Raw genomic sequence first — 23,020 nt, forward strand, 5'->3', positions numbered from 1 at the left:
CTAATTTTTTAGGTGAAAATTGAAGGATTCGAAACGAATAAATTTATAAATCTGTAATTTAGGATGTTACGAAGTGTTAAATTTTTGAAGATGAAAAATAGTGACTTGCCAAAAATAAGCACGAGAGTATAATGTGAAATGGAATACATATTGGATTCATCATGTAACCTTACAAAAATGTAAGGTGTTTGAAAGGAAATTCAATATGAAGATTGCTAGACATACATTATACTAGGGAAAGAGAAAGAGAGGCGAATGAAAATGAGCTCTGAATTAGAACAAAATACGAGAAGCAGTAAAAAACGTTCTAAAAGAAAGTCAATAAAATGGTTCATTTTAATTCCATTTTTCCTACTTATTTTTGGAGGAGTAGGATATGGATCATTAATATATAATAAAGCAAAAGCTGTTGTAAGTGATGCGTATGCACAAATTGATAAGTCATCGAAGCGTGATAAAGAAGTTGAACCTTTAAAGGATAACATTTCAATTTTAATCATGGGTGTAGATGGTAGTGAAATGAGAAAAAGTCAATACGGAGAAGCTGTTCGAACAGATGCACTTTTATTAGCAACAATTAATAAAGATGATAAATCAGTTAAATTAGTGAGTATTCCGCGTGATTCACGTGTATATATTCCATCTAGAAAGAAATTAGATAAAATTACACACGCACACGTATTTGGTGGTGTTGAAAGTACACGAGATACAGTGGAAAGATTTTTAAATGTTCCTGTTGATTATTATGTGAAGTTTAACTTTGAATCATTCGTACAAATTGTCGATTCACTTGGTGGTATTGATATTGATGTACCTGTTACTTTCACAGAGCAAGATAGTAAAGACCAAGCGGGTATGATTCATTTGGAGAAAGGTTACCAACATTTAAATGGCGAACAAGCACTTGCACTTGCAAGAACGCGTAAAATTGACAGTGATGCAATGCGTGGTCAAAGACAACAACTTGTAATAGAAGCAATTGCTAAAAAAGCGATGTCTGTCCAATCTATTAGCAAAATGGGTTCTTTACTTGATGCGGTTGATAAAAATATGAAAACGAACTTAACTTTCGATGATATGCTTGCTATTACAAAAAATATGGCAGGATCTAATTTGGAAATGGAAAAAATGCAAATAGAAGGTACGGATAAACGTATCGGAGGTATTTATTATTACATTCCAAATGAAAAAAATGTGAAAGATATTTCAAAAAAATTAAATGATCATCTAGGTGTAACACCAAAACCAGTTCGAAACGAATAATAAAAAAAGATTGGCTTTCGCCAATCTTTTTTTAATCGGAATGGATTTGTAACTTTTCTGTAACGATTTTTTATTTTAGAAAAATTATACTCATATGTATGAGAATATTGGAGAAGCAAAAAGTAAAGAAAAATAATTAAAATCTGTAATAAGGAAAGATATCATATGCAGAAATGGATAGGCATTATGGGAATCATTTTTATGTTGACTGGATGTAAAATGTCTGAAGCTCCAACAAGTTTAATGGGTGCTCCTGCCAATGAAAAATGGATTAATGAACTAAAAGAGCAAATAGATAAAGATTTGCCTGTAAATTATCGATTGCTTACTCCAATGTCTAATAAAGATAAACAGATGATTTGGTCAATGGATTTTAAACAAGATAATAAGAAAGAAGCCATCTTATTTTATAAAGTGCCGAATGAAGATCATAGCGTATATTTAGCTGTCTATGAAGAAATCGCAAATGGCTGGAGAATAAAGTCCACACATAGATTTGATGGTGGAGATGTAGATATCGTTGAAGTCGGTGATTTTACAGGGAACGGGAAGCGAGAGTTATTAATCGGAATTTCTGTCAATCGTGAATCGTTAGAACATATTATGTATGTTTTTTCGGAAGAAAATGAAGATATGAAGGAAATATATAATCGAAGTTATACGAAGTTATTCATAGAGGATTTAAATGAAAATGGACTGAAAGATATAAGCCTTGTTACATATGAAAAGGATAAAAAATTGACAGTTGAGTTCATGGAACAATTTAAGACTTTATCTGAAGTGTCATTCGATCCATTTATAAATAGCATCCAAAGAATACAAATGGGCCGCATTTCTAAATCACTAAAGGCGGTTGTAATTGACGCAGGTGTTGGCGCTCATTCAGGGATAACGTATGTAGCAAAATTTGATACGGGTCATTATGAGCCACTTCCTATAGATGGAAAAGAAGACTTATTCAATGATTATGTAGTCGAAAGTAAAGATATAAATGAAGACGGCATTATTGAATTTGTTCGTACAGTGCGTCCAAAAGGTTGGGAAGAGGTATCGTACGGAGAGAGTACGATGTTTGAACGTTATATTCAGTGGAGTGAAGATGGAATTAAACCGATAGAAGAAAGATATGTAAATATAGAGAAAGGTTATTTTGTGAAAATCCCGCAAGCTTTAATTGGGAAAATAACTGTTCCAGTTCAGCAAGAAGCATCAGATGTTCAAAAATTTATAGATACTACGACAAATGAGCTATGGCTTGAAGTCCATATATTTAAGCGGAAAGAATGGTTCAAAATAAAAGGATACGAAGCAGCAGTGAAAACGGCCTCTCACGTATACGCCGTACCGAAACAATCACATTTTGAAAAAGTGAAAGCATATGTAAAACCGCTAGCGGATTATCAACAAGAGTAGGGAGGTGGAAATTATGCCAACAATTTTAGTTTTAGAAGATGAAATGCCAATTCGTAGTTTTATCGTCTTGAATTTGAAACGTGCTGGATTTTATGTGTTAGAAGCTAGTACGGGAGAAGAAGCGTTACAGATTTTATGTGAACATACTGTTGATGTAGCATTGCTTGATGTAATGTTACCAGGAATTGATGGTTTTCAAGTTTGTAAATCTATCCGGGAAGAAAATAAAAAAATAGGTATTATTATGTTAACCGCACGCGTACAAAATGAAGATAAAGTACAAGGACTAGGAATTGGTGCAGATGATTATATCGCAAAGCCGTTTAGTCCAGTGGAATTAACTGCACGTATACAATCGTTATTAAGAAGAATAGAAGTACATGATGAAAAAGCGAATACGATCATATCTGGCCCGTTTTCGTTAAATGTTATAGAAGAAAGATTATATAAAAGTGGACAATTAGTTGATTTAACCCCTACAGAGTATATGATATTACAGTATTTGATGAATCAGGCTTCAAAGCCGGTTTCACGTGATGAAATTTTAAATATGATTTGGGGAACGAATTATGTAGGTGAGACGAAAGTAGTAGATGTAAATATGAGGCGGTTACGCCAAAAGATAGAATGTAATCCATCAGAACCTGAATTTATTCTTACTGTGTGGGGAAAAGGATATGTGTGGAAGGAAAGTATAAGATGAAAAGAAAAGTGACTTTATATTTTATGACGGTCATTATACTTATGCTTGTATTATTTGAAGTCGTATTTTCAGCCTCCATTTATCGTTATTATTATAATGGTATTGTGCAATATATAGAATCTCATGCGAAGACAAGTACACGATTTTTCTCTGAATACAATTCACTCTACTTTATTCGTTTGCAAGAATACAGCGGTGATATAATTGAGAGCTTTCAGTTAGAAGGAACAGAATTGCAATTAATTGATCGACATGGAACGATTATACAGTCGTCAAGTGGAAGAAAGGTAGAAGGTAAAATAGTTATTCCGTATTCGTTACTAGAAGGAGAAATGTATCATCAAGTGACTGCTACGAAAGATAATGTGAAACAATTAGAAGTGATTAGTCCGCTTATTCATCAAGGACAAACGATAGGTGTTTTGAAATATACAACTGTTTTAACGAATGTAAATGCAAAGATTATCGAAATCATTATGTTTACTATTTCTGTAGGCATTGTTATTTCAGGAATTGTCTTCTTAATCAGTAGAAGATTAGCGAATTCGTTTGTTAAACCGATCGAATCTATTATTCATGCTTCTTCACAAATTGCAGAAGGTACATTAAAGAAGAAAATTAAAGAGGATTATCCTGGCGAATTAGGTGATTTGGCACATAGTTTAAATCATATGTCTAATAAAATAGAAAAAGCGGAACAGATGAAAAATGAATTTATTGCTTCGATTTCTCATGAAATACGAACGCCTTTAACGGGGATTAAAGGTTGGAGTGAGACGTTAAAAACGGTAGATCATTTAACGGAAGAAGAGATAAAGCAAGGTATGGGAATTATATCAGGTGAAACAGACCGATTGATTCATTTAGTAGAAGAATTGCTAGATTTTTCAAGATTACAATCAAATCATTTCAATTTATATAAACAAAAGGTGCAAATATACGATATACTAGAGGAGACGATTTGGCAATTAACTCCTAACGCTGAAGAGAAACAAATTCAATTTATGAATACGATAGAAAGAATTGAATTGATGGGAGATCGAAATAGGCTAAAGCAAATTTTCTTGAATATTGTTCAAAATGCTATAAAATATTCACATGAAAAAGGTACAATTCACATTGAAGTGACTAAAAATGAAGGACAAGTAGTGATCAAGGTGAAAGACGAAGGGATTGGAATTGCTAAAGAGCATTTACCATATATAGAACAGTCATTTTACCAGATTAATAACCATGCTACAGGTGCCGGTCTTGGTTTAGCTATCGTTAAAAAAATGGTAGAGCTTCATGGAGGTACACTTAGTTTTATAAGTAAAGAAGGAATAGGAACAACTATTTTGATAAAACTCCCATTATAATACATATATAGGTCTGTTTATATAGTGTAATAAAATAAATAGATGTATAATTATATTGGGTGATTTATATATAAGATTAATAGGGAGAGGAATTCGATAGAATGGAAAAAGCTTTTAAAATTAAACGAGTAGTAGTCGTTTTAATAGCGATTGCAGCAGTAGCTATTGGGTATTTCATGTTTCAATCCATTACTTCACCAGCAAAGGCTGTTGCAAAACAAGAAAACGTAGTACAGCTTGCAAGTGAACAACCGAAAGTAGAAATGAATAAAACGGCACCAAGTCGTTTTAATGGGAAAGAAAGAAAAGTTGCTTATCTTACATTTGATGATGGCCCAGGGAAATATACGGCTGAATTGTTAAATATGTTAAAACAGCATGATGCGAAGGCGACTTTCTTTTTAATTGGCGCGAATGTGAAACAGTTTCCGGATTTAGTGAAACGTGAAGATGCAGAAGGGCATTATGTTGGAATGCATAGTATGACACATAATTTTGCAAAGTTATATGTAAATGGCGAATATGTTAATGAAATGAAAGAAGATCAAGGATTAATTGCAAATATTATCGGGAAATCACCTAAATTAACACGTCCACCATACGGATCGAACCCTGGTTTAAATGAAGGCCTTCGCAATAAAGTAGTAGAGGGCGGTTTAAAAGTATGGGACTGGACAATTGATTCTTCAGATTGGAAATATAATAAAATGCAGGTTGATGCAGCGGCAGCACAAATTGCTCAAAATGTAATAACAAATGCAACAAAACCACAGGAAGTTATTTTAATGCATGACATTCACCCACAATCAGTTGCTGCTGTGCCAGCAATTTTAAAAGGGTTAAAAGAAAAGGGTTATGAGTTTGAAGCTTATCATGAAGAGAGTCACTTCCCAGTGAATTTCTGGCATGATAACCGTATGTAATGGAGGAATGAACGTTGAAGTATGGAAAAGTAGCAGTAGTTGGAGCACTATCAGTAGGACTATTAACAGGTTGTTTCGGTGAAAAACCTGAAGAAAATCTTTATACAGCTTTTGAAACAGCGGCAACACAAGAAAAATCATTAGTTGATGAAGCGAAGAAGTTAGAGAAGTTAGAGAAGGAAGGTCAAGAGCTATATTCTCAAATTTTACAAGAAGGTAAAGATCATAATGATGCTGTTATGAAGAAGATAGAGCAAGCTACTGCAAATGTAGATGACCGTGAAAAAGTATTAAAAACGGAGAAAGAAATGCTGGAAAAAGCTCAGAAAGAAACAAAATCTGTGCAAGGAAATATAGAGAAGCTTGAAGATAAGAAGTTACAAAAACAAGCGAAAACAGTAGAAGAGTCGTATAAAAACCGTTATGATGCATTCCAAAAGATGAATGAAAATTATACGAAGGCGTTAGCGACTGAAAAAGAACTGTATGAAAAATTAAAAGTAAAAGAAACGAAATTAAAAGAAATTGGTGAAAAAGTTAAAGCTGTTAATGAATCAACTGTGGAAGCGCAAAAATCAAAAGAGCAATTTAACAATTTTACAAAAGAGTATAATGACAGTAAATTAGCATTCTACAAAGATGCAGAGATTAAGATTAAAGATCAAAAATAAAGAAGAATTTTAAGCGTAATAAAAAGCCGAAGAAACATCGTCACAAATGTTTTTTCGGTTTTTTACGTTAAATGAATAGAAAAGACTGGAATTGATATCATAAAAGAGTTATAGTGAATTATTCCAAGGGAAACATTGTAAAGTAAGGAGAATGGAAATATGTCATATGAATTTTTACTCAAATTAGGTTTAGCACTCTTTTTAGGATTATTCATCGGGATAGATAGGCAGCTAAAGAATAAACCGCTTGGTGTGAAAACAAGTATGGTTATTTCTGTAGCAAGTTGTTTAATTACGATGGTTTCAATTGAATCCGTACATGTATATTCTGTTCCAGGGCATACAAATATGGATCCAATGCGTTTAGCTGCTCAAATTGTGAGCGGGATTGGTTTTCTTGGGGCTGGTGTTATTTTACGAAGAAGTAATGACGTTATTTCCGGATTAACGACAGCTTCTATGGTGTGGGCTGCTTCAGCTTTAGGGATAGCAATTGGGGCAGGATTTTATTTACAAGCGACGGTTGCTATGATTTTAATCATTTTAGCGATTAATGTACTTCCGCAACTTGTGAAAATTGCAGGTCCGTATTCATTAAGACAAAAGGATTTATCTATAAAAATTACTGTAAAAGAGCATCATGAGTTAGATGGTATATTTAAGCAAATTAAAAATTTAGGTATGCATGTGAAACGAGTGAAAATAAAAGATATAGATGGTGGAGCATTTCAGCAATTGGAGATGGTTATTTTAGCTCCAGAAGATTTATATACAACAGAGTTATATAGTTCCCTAAAAGAGATTGATCGAGTAGTTTCAGTTGAAGTGGAAAGTAGATAATTGTGAAAAAAAGAGTGAAGTGAAATTCACTCTTTTTTTATTTGGGTTTTGAAGGGGATAAATTGATATAATGATGAATAAACAAGGGGGAGAAATGATGGAAGTACATATTAGAAGAGCAATTAAAGAGGATATATCAGGTATAGCAAAGGTGCATGTTGATAGCTGGAAAACAACGTATAAAAGGATATTCGCTGACGAAATTTTAGAAAATATAACATATGAGCAACGAGAAAAACAATGGAAAAACATTTTTCAGCAAGAAGATAAATACCAATATAGATTTGTAGCAGAGACGTTAGATGGAACAATAATTGGATTCATCGACGGGGGAGTGGAAAGAAGTGGTGCATATAATTGTGATGGGGAATTATATGCGATCTATCTTTTACAAGAGTATCAAGGAATGAAAATAGGAAAAAAGTTATTTCAAGCTTTACTATCGGAATGTATAAACAATGATATGCAATCACTTTTAGTTTGGGTTGTTACGAATAATCCTTCTAAAAAGTTTTATGAAAAATTTAATCCAGAAAAAATTGATACGAAATTTTTAGAGAGACTAAATATAGAAGAAACAGCGTATTGTTGGAGAGATATAAATAATATTATTATGTAAACTTTATGTTTGAAAGAGGTATACCAATTAAGGTATACCTCTTTTGTTTAACTATTTTGGATGGATTACTAATGAAAAATAGTAAGTATGTAGTTTGAAATTGAGTATTTTTTTCGTGTATTTTTAACTAGATTAAAGAAAAGAGAGAAAACAAGAAAAATTAAATTAGATAAAAAAATTCTGAAATATACTATTGAATTGAATATCGTTATCAATTAGAATCATAATTGATAACGATATTCAATTGTTGTTTAGTATATAAAATTTCGATAGCTTTAATATAAAGAGGAGGACCAATATGCAGCATGCGAAACAAATCGCAGAACATGCAACATTACAAAGTTTTTTAAACTGTTATTTAAGGGAAACAGGGAGTGGAGAATGGATTACAGAGGATGAAAAAATGAAAAGTATCTTCAGTAATACGTTGAATAGAGATATAGTCCCCACATATTTATATTGTCGGCTATCGGCGCAGAACGTTACTTTGTATGGAGAAGTTATATATAAATCAGCAACAGATCGCCATTTGTTTGGAGAACAATTTTATTATCAAATGGGAGAAAATAAGAATGTTATAAAAGCAGATTACGTTACAGTTATTACATTCTTAATAAAAGAGATGTCTATCAACTACGGAGAAGGGACGAATCCTGCTGAACTTATGCTTCGAGTTATTCGTAGTTGTCAAAATATTGAAGAATTTACTAGGGAGAGAAGAGAAGATACATCTGCATTATACGGTTTCCATACAACTTTTATAGAGGCAGAGCAATCCTTATTATTTGGACATTTAACCCATCCAACTCCAAAGAGTAGACAAGGTATTTTGGAATGGAAAAGTGCAATGTATTCTCCAGAATTAAAAGGAGAATGTCAGCTTCATTATTTTAGGGCACATAAAAGTATAGTAAAGGAAAAATCATTATTATTAGATTCTACAACAGTAATTCTAAAAGAAGAGCTAAGTAATGATGAGATGGTTAGTAAAGAATTTATATCGAAGTATTGTAGGGAAGATGAATATTCATTACTTCCAATACATCCGCTTCAGGCAGAATGGCTATTACACCAACCACACGTACAGGATTGGATAGATCAAGGAGTACTTGAATATATCGGTCCTGCCGGTAAGTGTTATATGGCAACATCATCACTTAGGACGTTATATCATCCCCAATCAAAGTATATGCTTAAGTTTTCATTTCCAGTAAAAGTAACAAATTCAATGCGCATTAATAAATTGAAGGAACTAGAGAGTGGTCTTGAAGGAAAGGAAATGCTAAATACAGCAATTGGTGAAGTGTTAGAGAAGTTTCCAGGGTTTGATTTTATTTGTGATCCAGCATGTATTACATTAAATTACGGGGCAAAAGAATCTGGATTTGAAGTAATTATACGAGAGAATCCTTTTTATGGTGAACATGCAAATGACGCTACTTTAATTGCTGGATTAGTTCAAGATGCTATACCTGGGGAACGTACTCGTTTATCGAATATTATTCATCGACTAGCAGATGTAGAAAGTAGAAGCTGCGAAGAAGTAAGTTTAGATTGGTTTAGACGATATATGAATATTTCTTTAAAGCCAATGGTATGGATGTACTTACGTTATGGTGTTGCGTTAGAAGCTCATCAGCAAAATAGTGTTGTGCAGCTAAAAGACGGTTACCCAGTAAAATATTATTTCCGTGATAATCAAGGGTTTTATTTCTGTAATTCAATGAAAGAAATGCTTAATAACGAGTTAGCGGGTATTGGAGAACGTACTGGAAATTTATATGACGATTACATTGTGGATGAAAGATTTCGTTACTATTTAATTTTCAATCATATGTTTGGACTCATTAACGGATTTGGTACAGCTGGATTAATTAAGGAGGAAATTCTTCTCTCGGAATTAAGATCTGTACTGGAATCATTCCTTCCTTATAACCGTGAACCTTCGACCTTTTTAAGAGAATTGTTAGAAGAGGATAAGTTGGCATGTAAAGCCAATTTATTAACGAGATTTTTCGATGTCGACGAGTTAAGTAATCCTTTAGAACAAGCAATTTACGTACAGGTACAGAATCCGCTCGTTAGAGAAGTGGCTGTCCGTTCATAAATAACGTTAAAATTTCACGTAATACAAATAATGGTATTTTTATAAGGTGGAGGGGTTTATGAGAGTGAACATGTATCATACAAAAATATTGAAAGCGCTTGAATCAAAAGATTACGTTTCAGTGCGAAGAAGAGTGTTACGTCAATTAGTAGAATCGTTAATTTATGAGGGAATCATTACGCCAGTTCGTATAGAAAGCGAAGAACAAATTCTTTTTCTTATACAAGGACTTAATGAAGACAACAAAAGTGTCACGTACGAATGTTACGGAAGCGAACGAATGACATTTGGACGTATTTCTATAGATTCATTAATAGTAAGAGTTCAAGAGGAAAAACAAGAAGTACAATCAGTTTCGCGATTTTTGGAAGAAGTTTTTCGAGTTGTTAACGTAGAACAAACGAAATTAGATTCTTTTATTCACGAATTAGAACAAACGATATTTAAGGACACGATTGCACAATATGAAAGACATAATAAGGTGAAATATACTCAAAAATCATACGATGACTTCGAAAGCCATTTAGTAGATGGCCACCCATATCATCCTATCTATAAAGCGCGCATTGGATTTCAATATCGTGACAATTTTCAATATGGATATGAATTTATGAGGCCAATAAAACTTATATGGATTGCAGCCCATAAGAAATATGCGACTGTAGGTTATGAAAATGAAGTGATGTATGACAATATTTTAAAAGGTGAGATAGGCGGACCTATATTAGAAGCTTATATGGAACGAATTTACAGTACGGGATGTGATGCAAAGCAGTACGTGTTTATACCTGTTCATCCTTGGCAGTGGGAAAATTTCATCATTCCCAATTACGCTGATCATATACAAGATAAAAATATTATTTATTTAGGAAAATCAGCGGACGATTATTGTGCGCAACAGTCGATGAGGACGTTAAGAAATGTTACGAATCCAAAGAGACCATATGTAAAGTTATCACTGAACATACTTAATACTTCAACACTCCGTACGCTGAAACCATATTCAGTTGCGAGTGCACCAGCTATATCGAATTGGTTAAGTGATATCATAAGTCGGGATTCTTATTTAAGGGATGAATCACGCATCATTTTGTTAAAAGAATTTTCGAGTGTAACGTATGATGCGAATAAGAAAGCCACATATGGTTCATTAGGGTGCATTTGGCGTGAAAGTGTTCATAAATATTTGGATAGACAAGAGGATGCTGTTCCTTTTAACGGTGTATATGCAAAAGAGAAAGATGGCACACCAGTTATTGATACGTGGTTAAACAAATATGGGATAGAAAATTGGCTACGATTACTGATTCAAAAAGCAATTATTCCAGTTATACATCTTGTTGTAGAACATGGGATCGCGTTAGAATCACACGGACAAAATATGATTTTAGTTCATAAAGAAGGGCTACCTGTCCGTATTGCATTAAAGGATTTCCATGAAGGACTTGAGTTTTATCGTCCATTCTTAAAAGAAGTTAATAAATGTCCGGACTTTACTAAAATGCATAAAACGTATGCGAATGGAAAAATGAATGATTTCTTTGAAATGGATCGTATTGAATGTTTACAAGAGATGGTATTAGATGCACTGTTCTTATTTAATGTAGGAGAATTAGCTTTTGTACTTGCGGATGAATATGATTGGAAAGAAGAAAGTTTTTGGATGATAGTGGTCGAAGAAATTGAAAATCATTTTAGAAAATATCCACACTTGAAAGATAGATTTGAAAGTATTCAGCTATACACTCCTACATTCTATGCTGAGCAATTAACGAAGCGTCGATTATATATGGATGTGGAATCGCTCGTTCATGAAGTTCCAAATCCATTGTATAGAGCAAGACAACTTAACAAACAAAAATCAGTTGTTACAGGGGGAAATTATGCTAATCGTTAATAAAGAAGAGTATAGCAAAAGTGATTTTGATTTGAGGTTTCAAGTTTATGAGGAAATGGAACATTTTCAAGAAGCAGCAGGAAATAGATTTGCGCTTTGTCTGAAAGATCCATTCGATATTATTACGCTTGTGTTTTTCTTAAAAGAAAAGAAATCATCAGTATTACTTATACATGAAGATACACCAAAAGAAACAGCTATTGAAATGGCAAAGCGTGCAAATTGTATCGGGATTTTATATGGAGAATTTAGCGGTTTTACGAAATTAGAAGTAGTGAACTCTTTACTAGAAGAGCCTTCTTTATTGCAATATAGTTCTGGAACTACAGGTGAACCGAAACTGATTCGTAGAGCATGGACGGAAGTGGATACAGAAATTACTGCTTATAATGAGGCTTTAAACTGTGAAGTAGATGAAGTACCAATTGTTATGGCTCCTGTTTCACATTCATACGGACTCATATGTGGTACGTTATCTGCAATTACGAGGGGAAGCAAACCTATCATCATTACGAATAAAAACCCTAAATTCGCATTAAATATAGTTCGTCATACAGAAAAACATATCATATATGCAGTACCACTTATGTTACATATTATGGGGAGTTTCCCACAAGGAACGTTTCAGTTTCATAAAATTATGACATCCGGAGCACCTTTACCAGAAGCATTGTTTTATAAACTAAAAGAAACGACAACATATATGATGCAACAATATGGTTGTTCTGAAGCAGGTTGTATTAGTATATGTCATGATATGAAAAGCCATTTAGATTTAGGAAACCCACTATCTCATACGAGTATAAGCATAGGTTCAGATGAAAATATGCCTGAAGAGATCGTAGTGAAAATGAACGATAAAGAAATTTTCACGAAAGATTTGGGGTATAAATCTGAGCGCGGGCTTCATTTTATGGGTCGCATGGATGATGTGATTAACGTTTCAGGATTAAAAGTCTTTCCGATAGAGGTAGAAGAAACGATGCTTCGACTAGAAGGCGTTCAAGAGGCAATTGTATATCGAGGGAAACATCCTGTGATGGGCGAAATAGTGAAAGCGAAAGTAATCTCTCATATTGATCCGGTTCGAATAAGAGAATGGTGTATACAGCATTTACCAGCTTATAAAGTTCCGTATGAGATTGAAAGTGTAACTGAAATTCCGAAAAATAAAACTGGAAAAGTAAGTAGAAAGCTACTAGAGATGGGAGAGGTTACAACATGAGACGTGAAACATTAAAAAATGAAGTGTTGAAAATTATGATAGAAAAAATGGAACTAAAAAATGTAACGCATTTAGAAGAAACGATGCGTTTAAACCAAGATTTATATATAGATTCGGTAATGATGTTACAACTTATAGTTTACATAGAAATGGATGTAAAGCTATGCGTTCCAGAAGATGAGGTAGACCCTAAAGCATTTCTTACTGTAGGATCTTTACTTGATTTTATGGAGGAGTTACAGCCGGTATAAGATGTAAATGTGAATAATTAAACTTTAGGAAAGTGGATGAGAATATGACTTCAATTAAAGTTCACTGTTTAGTGAGTTGTTTTTGCGAAATTATAAAAAGGCGTAGCGATATTGATTTTCGTCCCTTTTATTTTGGACTATGGGACGGTGATTTTGATATAACGGAAGGCGGTATTATATCGTATCACTCCGAAAATATTAACCATGATAATTATTTATTATGGTATGAAAAGTTGTATGGCGTAAAAGTGAACGAATGGTATGATCATGCAAAAGATAAGGATAACAATGTAGAAACGTTTTTACAATTAGTAGAAAACAAGCCGGAGAATCGCTATGTCATTGTAATGGTAGATATGTCTCTATTGCCAGAGAGGGAAAATAAATTCCATCAAAAACCGTTTCCGCATTATTTAATGATATCAAAGACGGAGAAAGAAGAAGAATGGTTCATGCTAGATCCTGACTTTCGCTGGGAAGGGAATATGGAAAGAGAAAAAGTGATTCACTCTGTTCAAGATAACCCATTTGGTGGAGGATATTACATTGATATAGAAGAAATTCAGGAACCAACAGAAGAAATGGTAGCAAGTTATTTCATAGAAACTTTCAAAAGAAATGACAATGAACTGACTATGGAGCTGAAAAATTTAATTATAAAAATGGCAAATGAAGAAGAAGGGTATTCGCTTTCTGGTCTTATAGCGGCAGTAAAACAAATACCAGTACTTGCGATTCGTAAATATAGTTATGAACATGCCTTTGCATACTTCCGTGAAACGTTGCAATATTCGGAGCAAGAATTTGATTATTGGTGTGATCGAGTAGAAGATATTGTACAAGGATTTACAAATGTACAGTATCGTGCAATTAAAATGGCAATGACGAATAATAAAAGTATGCTATTATCAATTGTTGAAAAGCTGGATGAAATGAATGCAATTGAACTGCAAATAAAGGCTGAATTAGAGAGACAGTTTTTATTATGGAAAGAAATGAAAACAAACGAGTCTGTCTTAGCATTAAAAAAACCTAACTGAATTTAAGATAAGGGAGTTCGAACCTATGAAATATTCATTATGTACTATTTCCTTTCGTCATCAATTAATTTCATTTACTGATATTGTTCAATTTGCATATGACAACGGTTTTGAAGGGATTGAATTGTGGGGCACTCATGCACAAAATTTGTATATGCAAGAGTATGAAACGACAGAACGAGAATTGAATTGTTTAAAGAATAAAAACTTAGAAATTACGATGATAAGTGATTACTTAGACATATCATTAACGGCAGATTTTGAAAAAACGATAGAGAAATGTGAACAACTTGCAATACTAGCTAATTGGTTTAAAACGAACAAAATTCGTACGTTTGCTGGACAAAAGGGGAGCAAAGATTTCTCGGAACAAGAGAGAAAAGAGTATGTGAATCGTATTCGCATCATTTGTGAAGTATTTGCTCAGCATAATATGTATGTACTTTTAGAAACACATCCAAATACGTTAACGGATACGTTGCCTTCTACTTTGGAATTATTAGGAGAAGTAGATCATCCGAATTTGAAAATAAACCTGGATTTTCTTCATATATGGGAGTCGGGAGCAAATCCAATAGACAGCTTCCATCGACTAAAGCCGTGGATACAACATTATCATTTTAAGAATATATCGTCAGCAGATTATTTACATGTGTTTGAACCTAACAATGTATATGCAGCAGCGGGAAGTCGAATTGGTATGGTTCCATTATTTGAAGGTATCGTAAATTATGATGAGATTATTCAGGAAGTGAGAAATACTGACCATTTCGCTTCACTCGAATGGTTTGGGCATAATGCGAAAGATATATTAAAAGAAGAAATGAAAGTATTAAGAAATAGAAATTTAGAAGTAGTAACTTCTTAATATAAAATGATGTAAGAGTCTCTCATTGAAGAGACTCTTTTTTTATAAATAAAAATAACCAAAAATTACCATGTATTTAAATTGAAATTTAACACAATTTATATATAAATAAGGAGGTGATTGGTAATGGCTAGAAATCGTAATTCTAATCAATTAGCATCACATGGAGCACAAGCAGCTTTAGATCAAATGAAATATGAAATTGCACAAGAATTTGGTGTACAACTTGGAGCTGACACTTCTTCACGTGCAAACGGTTCTGTAGGCGGTGAAATTACAAAACGTCTAGTAGCGATGGCAGAACAACAACTTGGTGGCGGATATACTCGCTAATTGTAGAAGGTTATAGGAGAAAGGAAGGATTCTTCCTTTCTTTTTTTTTCAATTAATTGGTATGGATATATTGCGAACTGGATTCAAAGAATAGGAATAATACTATATTTTCCCCAATTTCTTTTGTTGTAAATGGGAAGTAGTAAAGATGTAATAGCCCTGGTGGAATGAAAAATTACGTTCCAGCAGGGCTATTATATGGTAAGAAATATACGATGAAAGGGTTCCGAAGCCAACATGTTAAAAAAAGAAAACTGTTGTTTAATTGCGCTTGCATCAGTTCCACTTGTTATGACATTAGGAAATTCAATGCTCATTCCAATCCTACCGACTATCGAAAAGAAATTACATATTTCATCGTTTCAAGTATCCATGATTATTACAATTTACTCTATTGTAGCCATTTTACTTATACCGATTGCTGGTTATTTATCAGATAGATGGGGACGAAAGATGGTAATGGTTCCGAGTTTGCTGATTGCGGCTATAGGAGGAGCGATAACTGGTTGGGTATCTTGGAAAGTTGATAATCCCTACACTTGGATATTGATTGGTAGAGCAATTCAAGGTATTGGTGCTGCTGGTGCAATGCCAGTTGTTATACCGTGTGTTGGTGATTTATACAAAGATGAAAAACAAGTGAGTACAGGTTTAGGAATCATTGAAACATCCAATACATTTGGAAAAGTATTGAGCCCTATTTTAGGATCTGCTCTTGCTGCCATTGTATGGTTCTTACCATTTTGGGCGATTCCAGTTTTATGTGTAGTATCAATTGTTTTATTACTTGTTCTAGTAAAGGCAAAGAAACAAGAAGGAGAAGTACCTCCACTTAAAGAGTTTATAAAATCTATTCTCTCTACGTTTCGAGAAAAGGGAAGATGGTTGATTGCCATTTTTGTATTAGGTGCAATTATTATGCTTATTTTATTCGGAATTCTCTTTTATTTGTCGACTATACTGGAATCAAAGTATGACATTCATGGTATATGGAAAGGGTGTGTACTCGCTATACCGTTACTTGTACTCTCACTTAGTTCATATATGGCCGGTAAAAAAATTGGAGATAATCAAAATGTGATGAAGAAGTGTATTTATATTGGATTTTTAATGGCTGCTGCTTCAGTCATTATTCCTTTATTTATAAAAGGAATTTATTTACTACTCTTTTGTCTCGTTATTATGGGAATCGGAATTGGTATGGCACTCCCATGTTTAGATGCTTTAATTACACAAGGGATTGAAAAGGAGCAAAGGGGGACAGTTACGTCATTTTATAGTTCTATGCGATTTATCGGTGTAGCAGCTGGGCCACCTCTATACTCTTTTTTCATGAAAGGTGCTGACCATGAAGTGTTTTATGTAACAAGTATATTCGCTGGTATTGGTGCTGTTATAGCAATCATTTGGATTAAACCAGCAAAAGATGCAAAGAACGTAAAACAGGAACCGGAACCTACTTCATAATTTGTAAGAGAATTGCACGATGTTTTATAGATCATGCAATTCTCTTTCGTTCATTAAGAATAAATCACTTGTGTTAACATATAAAGTGCGACACCCCAAATGATGAGACCCGAAAACTTATTTAATAATCCGATTGTCTTTCCAGTTGAGTCTATTCTTTTTAGAAATTTCCCCGCTAAAGCTAAGCTTATAAACCAAATCCAAGAAACGATAATAGTTGCCAGTGTGAAAGCCCATTTCTCACTTCCTATGTATTGAATAGAATTTGTTCCAATTACACCGATTGTATCTAAAATTGCATGTGGATTTAATAACGAAACCGACGCAGCGAAAAGGATTTGCTTTTTTAATGGCATACTGTTTTCTTGTTTTATATCGTTAGAAGGGTTACTTCTCCAAATAACAAAGCCCATATATAGGAGAAAGAAAAATCCAATTATGTATAACGTGTTAGTTAACCAAGAAAAAGTAAGGAGTACAAGGGAGACACCCTGCACCGCAATTAATATGAGTAACGTATCACATATAGAGGCAGTTAATACTACAGGAGCTGCCCTCCAAATGTTTGGTTGGCTCGCACCTTGGTTAAAGACGAAAACATTTTGGACACCTAATGGAATGATAAGCCCAAATGCAAGAATGATACCATGAATAATTGCTTCACTCATCATATTACCTCCTATTTAAATTTATTATGATAGTGTATATTGTAAAGAAGAAATGAAAATTTGTATCCATCCATATGGTTGGGGTGGTTACCAACCAAAAAGAATACAAGGTGATATGATGGAAAGATTCGTTTGGAAACCGAATATGTCTCTAGCGACACCCCTGTATAAACAAATAGAAACGTATATAAAAGAAAGAATCGTTAATGGAGAATGGACTGTTGGAACGAAATTACCTTCACAAAGAGATTTGGCACATACATTTGGTGTGAACCGGAGTACAATTGTAATGGCTTTCGATGAACTAGTAGCAAAGGGATACATTGAAGGGAATGGCAGGAAAGGAACAATTGTTGTAAATAATAATGAGAGTGCTTCTACATATGCACCCCCGCCTAATTGGCAGTCCTATGTAGAAACAGGACTTCATTATCCGAACCTTCCTGCTATTCAAGAGATTAATCAAGCTGAATTTTATCCGCATGTAATTCGTTTAGGAACAGGTGAGCTCGCACCAAGTCTTTTACCTGAAAAAAAGATGAAAGATATTATGAATAAGCTTTTAAAATCGAGCATGATACTTGGGTATGAAGAACCGAAAGGGAATTTCTATTTAAGGAAGAAAATTGCGGACTATTTAAAAGGACATGGTGTATATGTAACTCCTGATTCTATATTAATTGTTTCAGGAGCAATTCAAGCTTTGCAACTTATTTCTATGGGGCTTCTTCCAAAAGGGGCATCGATCTTATTAGAAAAACCATCTTATTTATATTCACTTAATGTTTTTCAATCAGCAGGAATGCGCTTAATTGGAATACCGATGGATGAGAATGGTTTACATCCATCATATATTAAGAAATATAAGAAGCAATTTAATGCATCTATTTTATATACAATCCCGTCTTTTCATAATCCGACGAACTTTAGTATGAACGAAAAGAAACGAATAGAAGTTATGGAAATATGTAACGAAATTGGATTGCCTATTATAGAGGACGCGGTGTATCAAGACTTATGGTTTGATGAACCTGTTTCAAAGCCTTTAAAAGCATATGATAAAAACGGAATTGTACTACATATCGGGAGTATGTCTAAAGTCATTAGTCCAGGATTAAGAATTGGATGGATCATTGGATCTGAGCCAGTCATTCAAAGATTGGCAGATATAAAAATGCAAACAGATTATGGTTCAAGTTCTATATCCCAACAAATTGCAGCGGAATGGCTTACAGATGGATTGTATGATGAACATTTACAGTTTGTAAGAACTAAGTTGAAAAAGCGCAGAGATTTTATGATACAAATGTTAGAGAAATATTGTCATGATATAGCAACTTGGTATGAACCGTCAGGTGGTTTTTATATTTGGTTACATATGAATGTATCCGTTTCGAACCGTAGCTTATTTGACAAAGCATTGAAAGAAAAGATTTTATTAAATCCAGGTGCTTTGTATGATAGAAGTGCAAATCAATTTTTGCGTCTATCCTATTCATACGCAACGTTAGAAGAAATTGAAATAGGTATCAAAAAACTTGCACAACTAATGACAAAGTAAGAGGGGAACGTAATGAAACAATATGTAATTTGCCAAATTATTAATGGAGAAAAATATTTAGCTGCTTATGCGGAAACGATGCAGGATGCAATTGAAAAAGCAGAATTGTTAGGATTACGAACAGGAAATCGATACACCGTTATTACTGCGGAGGAAGCGGAAGGGTTAACGTATCCTTAAGAAACGTATAATAATGATGCAGAAAGTAAATAAGCCTAGTAATATCATATATTACTAGGCTTATTTTTTTTGAAAGCGTTACGTGTTCTCGTATGAAAAATAATAGTATTATGAGTCAAGTTGACGGAAATAACGATTCGTTTTTCGGTCCTGATTTCCGTTTCTATAGTCATCAATATATTGTCTGAAGTTCCAAGATTGTAAAAACTTATTTGCGGCGTTATAACCAGAATTGTAAAGCCACTCTTTTTCTTCCTTTGTTAACTCAAAGTTTGTACTTGTAATAGACCCAGTCGGAATTGTAATCGTTCTTGCTTTTGATTCTTTATCTAAATGACGTAAATCATGGGCTTGCATCATAGTTTTAAATAGTCCTTTGAACATCGAGATAGGTTCGTTATAGTGAGCAGGATCAGCTTGAATCTCATCTTTTACGAAGTGAAACCCAAAAGTCGGCCAGCGAGGAGAGGAAGGTGAGTCGAAAATCCAAATTGGGTAATTGCTTAAAATCCCTCCATCAACCATATAACAAGGTTGCTTCCATTTTGGAGTTCTCCATTTTACCGGTTCAAAGAAGAAGGGGATTGTACTACTCATTCTTACAGCTTTAGCAATAGAGAAGCGATAATTTAAAAATCCGTAGTTTGGTAAGTCGTCAGGAAAGATAACCATTTTACCATTACTTATATCAGAAGCGATAATTTTAAGCTTATTTAAATCAGGTAAATCAGTAAATAAGTGAACTCCTTTTTTTCGAAGTAATTCTTCAATCCATTCTTCTATAAAAATATTAGAGTAAATACCAAGAGTAGTCCATGCACTTAATCCTTTACCGATAAACGGAATTCTGTCAATAAAGGTTTTTTTCGTAAATTTATTATAATCAATATCAGTTATAATTGTTTTTAACTCTGAACAAGAATATCCTGCTGCTAGGAGTGCAGCGATAATGGAACCAGCTGATGTTCCAGCTACACGCTCCCATTCATAGCCTTTTTCAGCTAACGCGCAAATTGCCCCTACATGCGCAATTCCGCGTACACCGCCTCCTTCAAAAACACCATCAATTTTCATTAAACATACTTCCTTTCGAATAAAAGATTTGGAAATGGCAAAAAAGCACGTATTGTACGTGCTTTTTTACAATAGTTTTTAAATTTACTAGCAGCCTACAAAGCCGCCCCAACAGCTAGCTCCGATGATGATTAGAAGGATAAATAAAACGATTAGTAAAGCGAAACCTCCATAACCACATCCACCACAACTACCGCCATAACCGTAACCGCCGCAACTATATCCGTAACCCATGTGGAATTCCTCCTTAAATTAAAAATAAAAATGAACGAGGGGAAAATGTACTGGAAGAAATAATAAACTATCGTGTTTGTAGGAACAATGTATACTATGCTTTTTTAAACTTGTTCGCGTATGATGGAAGAGCCCGTTTTTGAAGGCTTGTTGTTTTTACAAAGAATGGAGTATAATCTTTGTGCGATGATACAAATAAGTATGTAAATGTAAGGAGAATTTATGAAAAATAAAATTGAAGTATTAATTGATAAATATGGGCTGACACATTTGAAAGAGGAACTTATTCATACTGTATTTCCGTGTGTGAAAGTTGTGCCAAAGCAGGAGGAAACAGTAGCGATAGGTAGTTCGAAAATGGGAGGCGTTCCTGATTTACCAGATTCATTTGAATACCCAATGCAAAAAGGAAATCCGTTACAGTTTATCGCTCAATTTAATTTAAATGATTTACAAAATGTTGGTATGGATCATGACCTTCCTAATACGGGGATGTTATATTTCTTTAGCATTGAAAATTATTTTGAAGAAGATGTGAACCCAACTGAAGCGGGATGTGTACTTTATTATGATGTTCCAGTAGAACAATTACGAAGAGCAGAGGGATTCCGAACGAATTATAGCCAGTGTGCAATTACTTTTGAAGTGACATATAAATTGCCAGAGCTTTTCATTGAAGATGAGTCTGATTCAGATCGATTCTTACAATTGCTTGAAGAACTAATCCCAGACAACTACGATAACCATCAAATGTTTGGTGAGCCATTCTCTGTACAAGATGAAGTATTGCACGAGACTGGACAATATATGGATATAAACCCGCAGCAAATGACGCTTTTACTCCAAATTGATTCAGATACTAAAAATTGTAATATGATGTGGGGAGATTTAGGTATGCTTTATTTCTGCATTGGAAATGAAGACTTAAAAAATCGACGTTTTGAAAATACATGTTGTGTATTACAAACTTGTTAATCAAAAAGGTTGTTCTTGTAAAAAGAACAACCTTTTTACAATGTTAAATATGCATAATCTCATATGACCTATACGAAAAAGTATTGTATACTCTGAAACTATACGACACTTTTTTCGTATAGTTATAGAATGTAAGGAGTGACGAGATGGGAAAGACAAGTAAGTATGTGACAGCTACCCTGCTTTGTTCAACTATAGTAATGGGAGGCTTACACGCGTCATCAGTATCTTATGCAGCTACGAATCCGACTGTAGCGACAACACAATTAGATACAAAGCTATTAAATGATTTCAGAAAAGAATTAAAAAAACAGGTTGATAATCGAGAAGAAAATATTACAATCACATATAAAACGAAAGATAGAAATGCTAGAAATGTTATGGACCAATTGTATGGCGAGTTTAATAAAATTGTAGATGCAGATGAGTATGTAAAATATAATGTAGCCTCTACTAAATATTCTATTAAAGGGTTACCAGGAAACTATACGTTTACACTGCAAGTGAAATATCGTGAATCAAAAGAGCAAACACAATATGTAAAATCGCAGGCAAAAGCAATTATCGGTTCAATTGTAAAACCTGGAATGGATGAGCATGAGAAAGTAAAAGCGATTCATGATTACGTTGTAAAACATGTATCTTATGATACGTCTTATAAAGCTTATACAGCATATGAAGCATTAGCGAATCGTTCTGCCGTTTGCCAAGGATATACGTTATTAACATATGAATTGCTAAAAGAAGCGGGTATCCAAAACCATATTGTAACAGGTACAGGAAATGGACAAGCTCACGCATGGAATATAGTGAACATTGAAAACAAATGGTATCATCTTGATACAACATTCGATGATCCAGTACCGGATAAAGCTGGGCGCGTAACATATTCATATTTTAATATGTCTGATGAGCAATTAAGTAAAGATCACGAATGGGATCGCAGTAAATATCCAGCAGCAACTACAAGTTACTTTGGTGAATTAACAAGCAAAATAAAAGCGGGTAGTTCAAAGACTACTGCATATGAACAAATGTTAAAAGAAACAAACTTAAAATACTTATCTGCACAATACGGGGCAGACAATTACAGTGAATTTAAGAAGAAATTACAGCAACAATTCGCTTCTAAGCCAGAAAAGGTAGAAGTACGATATAAGCAATCTATGGATGGAACAATGCAAGATATAAAGAAAGTGTTAAATGAAATAAATTGGCCAAAAGGTGCAAAGCGTGTATCTTATGAAGTAGCACCTTATAGTGCGATGGCAGATTATTCATTAGCGACAATTACATTTACCTATTAATCAATGAAAAAGAGCATCTGTAAAAGGTGCTCTTTTTATTATG

General features: G+C 33.8%; 23 protein-coding genes. 20 read left to right on the forward strand and 3 right to left on the reverse strand.

What is annotated here, in order from left to right; genetic code table 11:
* Positions 1-261 precede the first annotated feature (261 nt).
* The 16 genes from MR113_RS11575 to MR113_RS11650 all read left to right on the forward strand — a co-directional run bounded on the left by MR113_RS11575 (position 262) and on the right by MR113_RS11650 (position 16,978).
* Positions 262-1,263 (forward strand): LCP family protein, encoded by a 1,002-nt coding sequence (locus MR113_RS11575; RefSeq protein ID WP_242254330.1) that lies wholly within the window; start codon positions 262-264, stop codon positions 1,261-1,263.
* Between the two features lie 165 nt (positions 1,264-1,428).
* On the forward strand, positions 1,429-2,676 hold the full coding sequence (locus tag MR113_RS11580) for a hypothetical protein (protein WP_242254331.1): 1,248 nt from the start codon (positions 1,429-1,431) through the stop codon (positions 2,674-2,676).
* A gap of 13 nt (positions 2,677-2,689) precedes the next feature.
* On the forward strand, positions 2,690-3,379 hold the full coding sequence (locus tag MR113_RS11585) for a response regulator transcription factor (RefSeq protein WP_001142160.1): 690 nt from the start codon (positions 2,690-2,692) through the stop codon (positions 3,377-3,379).
* A complete protein-coding gene (locus MR113_RS11590) occupies positions 3,376-4,737 on the forward strand; it encodes a sensor histidine kinase (RefSeq protein ID WP_242254332.1) in 1,362 nt (453 codons plus the stop codon). The genes MR113_RS11585 and MR113_RS11590 overlap by 4 nt, the downstream gene beginning before the upstream one ends.
* A 101-nt stretch (positions 4,738-4,838) precedes the next feature.
* Positions 4,839-5,660, forward strand: a complete 822-nt coding sequence (locus tag MR113_RS11595) for a peptidoglycan-N-acetylglucosamine deacetylase (protein WP_242254333.1) — start codon at positions 4,839-4,841, stop codon at positions 5,658-5,660.
* Positions 5,661-5,674: 14 nt separating this feature from the next.
* Entirely contained in the window at positions 5,675-6,331 is a 657-nt protein-coding gene (locus MR113_RS11600; protein WP_242254335.1) for a YkyA family protein, read from the forward strand.
* Positions 6,332-6,490: 159 nt separating this feature from the next.
* Positions 6,491-7,171: an MgtC/SapB family protein gene (locus MR113_RS11605; RefSeq protein ID WP_242254337.1), complete on the forward strand. Its 681-nt coding sequence runs from the start codon at positions 6,491-6,493 to the stop codon at positions 7,169-7,171.
* Positions 7,172-7,241: 70 nt separating this feature from the next.
* Positions 7,242-7,790 (forward strand): GNAT family N-acetyltransferase, encoded by a 549-nt coding sequence (locus tag MR113_RS11610; RefSeq protein WP_242254339.1) that lies wholly within the window; start codon positions 7,242-7,244, stop codon positions 7,788-7,790.
* 298 nt (positions 7,791-8,088) lie between these two features.
* On the forward strand, positions 8,089-9,897 hold the full coding sequence (locus MR113_RS11615; RefSeq protein WP_242254341.1) for an IucA/IucC family protein: 1,809 nt from the start codon (positions 8,089-8,091) through the stop codon (positions 9,895-9,897).
* A 58-nt stretch (positions 9,898-9,955) separates the two neighbouring features.
* The gene (locus MR113_RS11620) at positions 9,956-11,794 is read left to right on the forward strand and encodes an IucA/IucC family protein (protein WP_242254343.1); all 1,839 of its coding nucleotides are present in this window, start codon (positions 9,956-9,958) and stop codon (positions 11,792-11,794) included.
* On the forward strand, positions 11,781-13,019 hold the full coding sequence (gene asbC / locus MR113_RS11625) for a 3,4-dihydroxybenzoic acid-AMP ligase AsbC (RefSeq protein ID WP_242254345.1): 1,239 nt from the start codon (positions 11,781-11,783) through the stop codon (positions 13,017-13,019). The genes MR113_RS11620 and asbC overlap by 14 nt, the downstream gene beginning before the upstream one ends.
* Positions 13,016-13,270, forward strand: a complete 255-nt coding sequence (asbD, locus tag MR113_RS11630; RefSeq protein WP_097817566.1) for a petrobactin biosynthesis protein AsbD — start codon at positions 13,016-13,018, stop codon at positions 13,268-13,270. Before asbC ends, asbD begins: the two co-directional genes overlap by 4 nt.
* 44 nt (positions 13,271-13,314) lie before the next feature.
* Entirely contained in the window at positions 13,315-14,310 is a 996-nt protein-coding gene (gene asbE / locus MR113_RS11635) for a petrobactin biosynthesis protein AsbE (protein WP_242254346.1), read from the forward strand.
* Between the two features lie 25 nt (positions 14,311-14,335).
* Complete coding sequence (locus MR113_RS11640; RefSeq protein WP_242254348.1) at positions 14,336-15,178, forward strand: sugar phosphate isomerase/epimerase family protein; 843 nt, start codon at positions 14,336-14,338, stop codon at positions 15,176-15,178.
* Positions 15,179-15,304: 126 nt separating this feature from the next.
* Positions 15,305-15,511, forward strand: a complete 207-nt coding sequence (locus MR113_RS11645; RefSeq protein ID WP_000113545.1) for an alpha/beta-type small acid-soluble spore protein — start codon at positions 15,305-15,307, stop codon at positions 15,509-15,511.
* Between the two features lie 237 nt (positions 15,512-15,748).
* Positions 15,749-16,978, forward strand: coding sequence for a bacillibactin exporter BcbE (locus tag MR113_RS11650; RefSeq protein ID WP_242254350.1), 1,230 nt, complete (start codon positions 15,749-15,751; stop codon positions 16,976-16,978).
* A gap of 53 nt (positions 16,979-17,031) precedes the next feature.
* Here MR113_RS11650 and MR113_RS11655 read toward each other — a convergent pair whose 3' ends face one another.
* Complete coding sequence (locus tag MR113_RS11655; RefSeq protein WP_242254352.1) at positions 17,032-17,646, reverse strand: LysE/ArgO family amino acid transporter; 615 nt, start codon at positions 17,644-17,646, stop codon at positions 17,032-17,034.
* A 118-nt stretch (positions 17,647-17,764) separates the two neighbouring features.
* Here MR113_RS11655 and MR113_RS11660 point away from each other — a divergent pair, with 118 nt between their 5' ends.
* Both MR113_RS11660 and MR113_RS11665 read left to right on the forward strand, forming a co-directional pair.
* Positions 17,765-19,207, forward strand: a complete 1,443-nt coding sequence (locus tag MR113_RS11660) for an aminotransferase-like domain-containing protein (protein ID WP_242254389.1) — start codon at positions 17,765-17,767, stop codon at positions 19,205-19,207.
* A 12-nt stretch (positions 19,208-19,219) separates the two neighbouring features.
* Complete coding sequence (locus MR113_RS11665) at positions 19,220-19,387, forward strand: DUF3933 family protein (protein WP_061676491.1); 168 nt, start codon at positions 19,220-19,222, stop codon at positions 19,385-19,387.
* Between the two features lie 108 nt (positions 19,388-19,495).
* Here the strand turns inward: MR113_RS11665 and MR113_RS11670 are convergent, their stop codons facing one another.
* Positions 19,496-20,461: a patatin-like phospholipase family protein gene (locus tag MR113_RS11670; RefSeq protein WP_073518656.1), complete on the reverse strand. Its 966-nt coding sequence runs from the start codon at positions 20,459-20,461 to the stop codon at positions 19,496-19,498.
* 87 nt (positions 20,462-20,548) lie between these two features.
* The gene (locus MR113_RS11675; protein ID WP_000540425.1) at positions 20,549-20,695 is read right to left on the reverse strand and encodes a YjcZ family sporulation protein; all 147 of its coding nucleotides are present in this window, start codon (positions 20,693-20,695) and stop codon (positions 20,549-20,551) included.
* 222 nt (positions 20,696-20,917) lie between these two features.
* Between MR113_RS11675 and MR113_RS11680 the strand changes: the two genes are divergently transcribed.
* Both MR113_RS11680 and MR113_RS11685 read left to right on the forward strand, forming a co-directional pair.
* A complete protein-coding gene (locus tag MR113_RS11680; RefSeq protein WP_242254354.1) occupies positions 20,918-21,670 on the forward strand; it encodes a YwqG family protein in 753 nt (250 codons plus the stop codon).
* Positions 21,671-21,816: 146 nt separating this feature from the next.
* The gene (locus MR113_RS11685; RefSeq protein ID WP_242254356.1) at positions 21,817-22,977 is read left to right on the forward strand and encodes a transglutaminase domain-containing protein; all 1,161 of its coding nucleotides are present in this window, start codon (positions 21,817-21,819) and stop codon (positions 22,975-22,977) included.
* Positions 22,978-23,020: the final 43 nt, after the last annotated feature.

Origin of the sequence: Bacillus cereus group sp. BfR-BA-01379 (assembly GCF_022663605.1) — a bacterium.
Classification (GTDB): domain Bacteria; phylum Bacillota; class Bacilli; order Bacillales; family Bacillaceae_G; genus Bacillus_A; species Bacillus_A mobilis.

Coding starts and splice junctions, on each gene's coding strand:
- MR113_RS11680 (WP_242254354.1), top strand. CDS start 20,918: ATGAAAAATAAAATTGAAGTATTAATTGATAAATATGGGCTGACACAT.
- MR113_RS11615 (WP_242254341.1), top strand. CDS start 8,089: ATGCAGCATGCGAAACAAATCGCAGAACATGCAACATTACAAAGTTTT.
- MR113_RS11640 (WP_242254348.1), top strand. CDS start 14,336: ATGAAATATTCATTATGTACTATTTCCTTTCGTCATCAATTAATTTCA.
- asbD (WP_097817566.1), top strand. CDS start 13,016: ATGAGACGTGAAACATTAAAAAATGAAGTGTTGAAAATTATGATAGAA.
- MR113_RS11685 (WP_242254356.1), top strand. CDS start 21,817: ATGGGAAAGACAAGTAAGTATGTGACAGCTACCCTGCTTTGTTCAACT.
- MR113_RS11660 (WP_242254389.1), top strand. CDS start 17,765: ATGGAAAGATTCGTTTGGAAACCGAATATGTCTCTAGCGACACCCCTG.
- MR113_RS11650 (WP_242254350.1), top strand. CDS start 15,749: ATGTTAAAAAAAGAAAACTGTTGTTTAATTGCGCTTGCATCAGTTCCA.
- MR113_RS11575 (WP_242254330.1), top strand. CDS start 262: ATGAGCTCTGAATTAGAACAAAATACGAGAAGCAGTAAAAAACGTTCT.
- MR113_RS11665 (WP_061676491.1), top strand. CDS start 19,220: ATGAAACAATATGTAATTTGCCAAATTATTAATGGAGAAAAATATTTA.
- MR113_RS11585 (WP_001142160.1), top strand. CDS start 2,690: ATGCCAACAATTTTAGTTTTAGAAGATGAAATGCCAATTCGTAGTTTT.
- MR113_RS11595 (WP_242254333.1), top strand. CDS start 4,839: ATGGAAAAAGCTTTTAAAATTAAACGAGTAGTAGTCGTTTTAATAGCG.
- MR113_RS11675 (WP_000540425.1), bottom strand. CDS start 20,695: ATGGGTTACGGATATAGTTGCGGCGGTTACGGTTATGGCGGTAGTTGT.
- MR113_RS11580 (WP_242254331.1), top strand. CDS start 1,429: ATGCAGAAATGGATAGGCATTATGGGAATCATTTTTATGTTGACTGGA.
- MR113_RS11605 (WP_242254337.1), top strand. CDS start 6,491: ATGTCATATGAATTTTTACTCAAATTAGGTTTAGCACTCTTTTTAGGA.
- MR113_RS11590 (WP_242254332.1), top strand. CDS start 3,376: ATGAAAAGAAAAGTGACTTTATATTTTATGACGGTCATTATACTTATG.
- MR113_RS11645 (WP_000113545.1), top strand. CDS start 15,305: ATGGCTAGAAATCGTAATTCTAATCAATTAGCATCACATGGAGCACAA.
- MR113_RS11620 (WP_242254343.1), top strand. CDS start 9,956: ATGAGAGTGAACATGTATCATACAAAAATATTGAAAGCGCTTGAATCA.
- MR113_RS11670 (WP_073518656.1), bottom strand. CDS start 20,461: ATGAAAATTGATGGTGTTTTTGAAGGAGGCGGTGTACGCGGAATTGCG.
- asbE (WP_242254346.1), top strand. CDS start 13,315: ATGACTTCAATTAAAGTTCACTGTTTAGTGAGTTGTTTTTGCGAAATT.
- MR113_RS11655 (WP_242254352.1), bottom strand. CDS start 17,646: ATGAGTGAAGCAATTATTCATGGTATCATTCTTGCATTTGGGCTTATC.
- asbC (WP_242254345.1), top strand. CDS start 11,781: ATGCTAATCGTTAATAAAGAAGAGTATAGCAAAAGTGATTTTGATTTG.
- MR113_RS11610 (WP_242254339.1), top strand. CDS start 7,242: ATGATGAATAAACAAGGGGGAGAAATGATGGAAGTACATATTAGAAGA.